Origin of the sequence: Bacteroides faecichinchillae JCM 17102 (assembly GCF_000614145.1) — a bacterium.
GTDB classification, from domain to species: Bacteria; Bacteroidota; Bacteroidia; order Bacteroidales; family Bacteroidaceae; genus Bacteroides; species Bacteroides faecichinchillae.
This window is the reverse complement of sequence record NZ_BAKK01000092.1, coordinates 1-4291: the sequence shown is the minus strand read 5'-3', so window position 1 is coordinate 4291 and position 4291 is coordinate 1. Positions and strand designations below refer to the sequence as shown.

Here is a 4291-nt window from a genome sequence, read left to right as displayed (position 1 = left end):
AAGATATAATGAAGAATACGATTCGGAGGGCAACAAGAACAGAATGTTATCCAATCTCCTTAGAAGATACAAGAACGAAAAATTTCCGTCTGTTATAGCTAATAACTACATGGTAGTTTCATAAACAACATACATAAAAACATAGCAGAAATGCGTACTGAAAGGCTTATTCTTTTCGGTACGCATTTTTTTTGCGTACTGGAATGGGCACGTTTTCTACACACATGGGCATTCGGTAGATTCCTTTGCCACCCCTAAATTCCTGCCTAATTTTGCAACGTCAAAAGGACGAGAGGACATTGAAAAGTTAAACGGAAATGATTCATTCCATTCAGCATATTAAGGAAGTTCACTCCGAAGAATAGTAAGGGAGAATTAAGGTCATTACCGATAACCAAGTAAACAAATCTCTGAATTTTGAAAACAACAATCAAAGACAGTAAGGCGCCAAAGTCAATGATTGCATTAATCAACATGTTTTATATTTAAAGTATTAATTTTTATGGCTAATTTTAATTATTCCATTAATGCTGAAAGTGCAGTAAAAGAGTATGATAACCAAGGCGCATACAACACCTTGCAGGAAATGATGAAGCGTAAGGAACAACTGACAGTGAAGTTCTACGGAAGTAAGGACAATATACCTTGTGCATGGATAGAATCCGCTCACGTGGCAGGATTCAAATACCAACTGAAAAGCGTATCCTATCAAGGCTTGTTGGACTACTTGTTCAAAGGTAAAGAGATAGACTTCGATACAAACCCGAAAGAAGCGGACACGTTGAATGAGAACGAGGACTTTCAGTTTAAAATACTGACAATGATGGTTGAAGCAGGCAAGACAATCCAATATGTCCCGTTGTTCAGAGAACATCCTGACTATATCAGTGCGATTCTTCCTTGCTTCAAAGGAAAGATAATGTTCAGAATAAAACGAACGGAAGAAACATTGAGTTATTTACGTGAAAACAAACAGATTATCTAACCAACTAATTACAAGGGGGAAACTCCCCCTTGTTTTCAAACCATTTAATATAAAAAAGATGAAGAACAAAGAAATAACAGCCAGCAAGAAAGCAAATGGCAAAATCCAATACTTGACAGAGATACTGCCCGAAATACCCACCAACACCATATTATATAAGAAACTTACGGGACTTGGTGCTACTTATGGAGAATTGAAAGCAAACCGCAATTCAATCATTATCGAACCGAATAAGCCTGTTATCAGTGGAAAATGCAAAGACCCGAAACACAAAGACGACAACTTGTTCGGAGTTTATGAAGGTGTATATGCTGACAATATAATGGCATATATAGAACGAAGCATTAAACAGAACAAACATTTTAAGATTCTAACTACTCCCGAAAGTTTCCACAAGGTGCAGGAAGCGTTTGAAGAAATGGATATGGATATACGCTATAACAGCTTTCTATTATTCGATGAGTGCCATAAGATAGTCAAAGATTCAGGTTTCCGTCCCGACATAGCACTGCCTATGGACTTGTTTTTTGAATGTGAAAACAAGGCATTGGTATCTGCCACTCCCATAGAGTTTACAGACCCACGTTTTGAACAGCAGAAATTTCAGACCATTACCATCAAACCCACATTCGACTATGTAAAAAACATTAATCTCCATGCTACCAACAATCTGTTGCAGGCAGTAAAAGAAGTGTTCGCAGGTCTGAAAGGCAATTGCTTCATATTCTGTAATTCTACAGATACCATCCATTCACTGATGCAGCAACTTGGCTTGTTGGACGAATCCGCAGTATTCTGTTCCGAAAAGAGTGTGGAAAAGTTGAAAGGCTTGAAGTTTGACAATGTTTCCGATATATGGGACAAGGACATAATGAAGTGTTACAACTGGCTCACCTCACGTTTTTATAATGCGGTGGATATTGAACTTGAAGAGAAGCCTACCATATTATTACTGACAGACTGTTATTTTGCGGACTATACCGCATTCGACCCGAATACGGACACGATTCAATGCGTGGGAAGATTCAGAAATGGTGTGTCCTCCATTCACCATATCAGCAATACCAACCGCAATTTCATGGTGAGAAGCAAGGAGGAACTGAAAGGACGCATCTCATGTTGGAAAGACGTGTACGATATGTTACAGAACCATTATGACTATGCGACCACCCTTTCCGCAAAAGACGCATACAGTGCTGTTCTTGTCAGTCTGCCCTATGCGGAGATGCTGGACGAGAAAGGAAGAACCAGATATTTCAAGATAGACAACTACATCAATACTGAATTGGTGAAAGGATATTATAATTGTCCCGATAATCTGTATGAAGCATACAAGAATTGCGACGCTTTTACAATCAATCATTATAGTTTCTTGGATTATAAGCTCGGTGATTATGAAAAATTGCAGCGTACCAATAAATCAATCTCAATTAAAGAGAAACGCAAAATAATGGTGCAACAGCTTGAATTGCTTGGTGAGTGCCAAACGGAAATGGAATACCAGTTCAAAAGGGACTTGGAGAAAGCGGACAGTTTTATTGTGGAAGCATACGACAAAATAGGCAAGGGAGAAATAGAACGGCTGAAATATAACCGCAAGAAAATCAAGGAAGCAATGATTATTACGGACTACCATACCAAAATTACGGGAACGGAAGTCTCACTGATGATATACAACTCTTTTGAAGCGGGCAAATGGTATTCCCGAAAATTCATAAAGGAAGAAATCAACAGAATATTCAATCTGTTCGGTATTGAGCCAAAGAAAGCGGTAACATCACATACTATTCTTGATTTTTTTCATGCGGTGGAAAAGAAACGGAAAAATACAAAAGGTTATCAACTGACTATGCGGAAAGGCATATAGGCGAGTACCTTTTTTATGAAGAAATTCCTATATATACCCTGCTAAAAAAAAGTACCTGCACCTGCATATACAGAAAGCCATCTCTCATTTATACAAGATTATAGGACAGATGCAAACCGTATCTCTCCTATAATCGCCAAAAACGGATTGTTTTCTCACTGACTGATGATTGCACCGATTTTACTTGGAACTTTTTAATGCTATAAGTAAGATAGCATATCTGAAAATACAGAAATCCAACCTCAAAAAAATACCATCCTCAAAATCCGATTCTGATTCTCCCAAAAGAGGTGTTCATTTTAGGGGGTGCGGAGTGTTCATCTTAGGTGGGTCGCTTATAAATACCTATATATAAACACCTACCTACCCGATTTTTCAAATCGGGACAGATTGGTTAATTCTCAAAATCTTATATTCAATTGCCTATGATTATCTATTTACCTACAAAAAAGACATTCACGAATCAGAAAGAAGCGAAAAGCTACTTCGGAAACCACCATTACAGAAGATTGGTAAGGAAAGGAGATATTTATTTTACTAACTATAAACATACGGTTGCTAATGACCTCATACAGAAAGATAACATCTAATATCGCAGGAAAACTTAGTCTGTTGGAAACATATCTGTTCTATTGCTTGGCTCTATGCTCCGATTGCTATACGATGGAATCATATATCAAACAAGATAACCTGACTAATATCTACGGAATTAAAAAGACAGACCAGATAAGGGAATGGCTGCACAAGTTTGAATCCCTCGGATTGATAAGCATAGACAAGTCCGATATTTACGGACAATATGGAAAATTTAACAGATGCAGTTACCAATTAGATACAGAACATTATGTTCTCATAACTAATAAGCTATATGACGAACCGATAAGCAAGGAACTGAAAGGCTTTCTTATCCTGCTGAAATGCAAATGCTTGAACGGAACCAACACTACTCTTTACAGCCAAAACAGATTAGCGGAAGAACTTGGCTTATCCAAAGGCACAATATCGAAATACATTAATGAAGCCGAAGAGAAAGGCTATGTAAAGAGAAATAAGAAAGGAATACACCTGCTTAGAGAGGATATATTTCTGAAAACTTCTGAAAGTCAATTAGCTATAATCAAAAATGTATATCCCGAAATAATCACCGATGAAGACCTTGCAAGAGGTTACGTTGTTTAATATATCGCCAAGCCGTAAGTGACCCTTGCGGCTTTTATTTTGGCGCAGAACCACAGCCGTACATTTTCCCCGATTCCGATTTCCTGAATATTTCCACGTTAGGAAGAGTTATATAGCACATACTTTATAATATACCACATACAGCTAATGACATTAAAAAGACTATCTGACTAAAGAATCACCTATATACAGTTTAGCTAAAAGTCAAGAAAACAGACATATAAGGTACTTCATATAAAAAGCCCCCTCCCCATTCAATC

3 protein-coding genes are annotated in these 4291 nt (G+C 37.6%); all 3 read left to right on the top strand.

The window, feature by feature from the left end; genetic code table 11:
* The first annotated feature begins 502 nt into the window (after window positions 1-502).
* The 3 genes from JCM17102_RS20655 to JCM17102_RS20640 all read left to right on the top strand — a co-directional run bounded on the left by JCM17102_RS20655 (window position 503) and on the right by JCM17102_RS20640 (window position 4031).
* Window positions 503-985, top strand: a complete 483-nt coding sequence (locus JCM17102_RS20655; RefSeq protein WP_025076529.1) for a hypothetical protein — start codon at window positions 503-505, stop codon at window positions 983-985.
* A gap of 58 nt (window positions 986-1043) precedes the next feature.
* The gene (locus JCM17102_RS20650) at window positions 1044-2852 is read left to right on the top strand and encodes a DEAD/DEAH box helicase family protein (RefSeq protein ID WP_025076528.1); all 1809 of its coding nucleotides are present in this window, start codon (window positions 1044-1046) and stop codon (window positions 2850-2852) included.
* Between the two features lie 561 nt (window positions 2853-3413).
* Window positions 3414-4031, top strand: coding sequence for a helix-turn-helix domain-containing protein (locus JCM17102_RS20640; protein WP_025076527.1), 618 nt, complete (start codon window positions 3414-3416; stop codon window positions 4029-4031).
* Window positions 4032-4291 lie beyond the last annotated feature (260 nt).

Coding starts and splice junctions, on each gene's coding strand:
- JCM17102_RS20650 (WP_025076528.1), top strand. CDS start 1,044: ATGAAGAACAAAGAAATAACAGCCAGCAAGAAAGCAAATGGCAAAATC.
- JCM17102_RS20655 (WP_025076529.1), top strand. CDS start 503: ATGGCTAATTTTAATTATTCCATTAATGCTGAAAGTGCAGTAAAAGAG.
- JCM17102_RS20640 (WP_025076527.1), top strand. CDS start 3,414: ATGACCTCATACAGAAAGATAACATCTAATATCGCAGGAAAACTTAGT.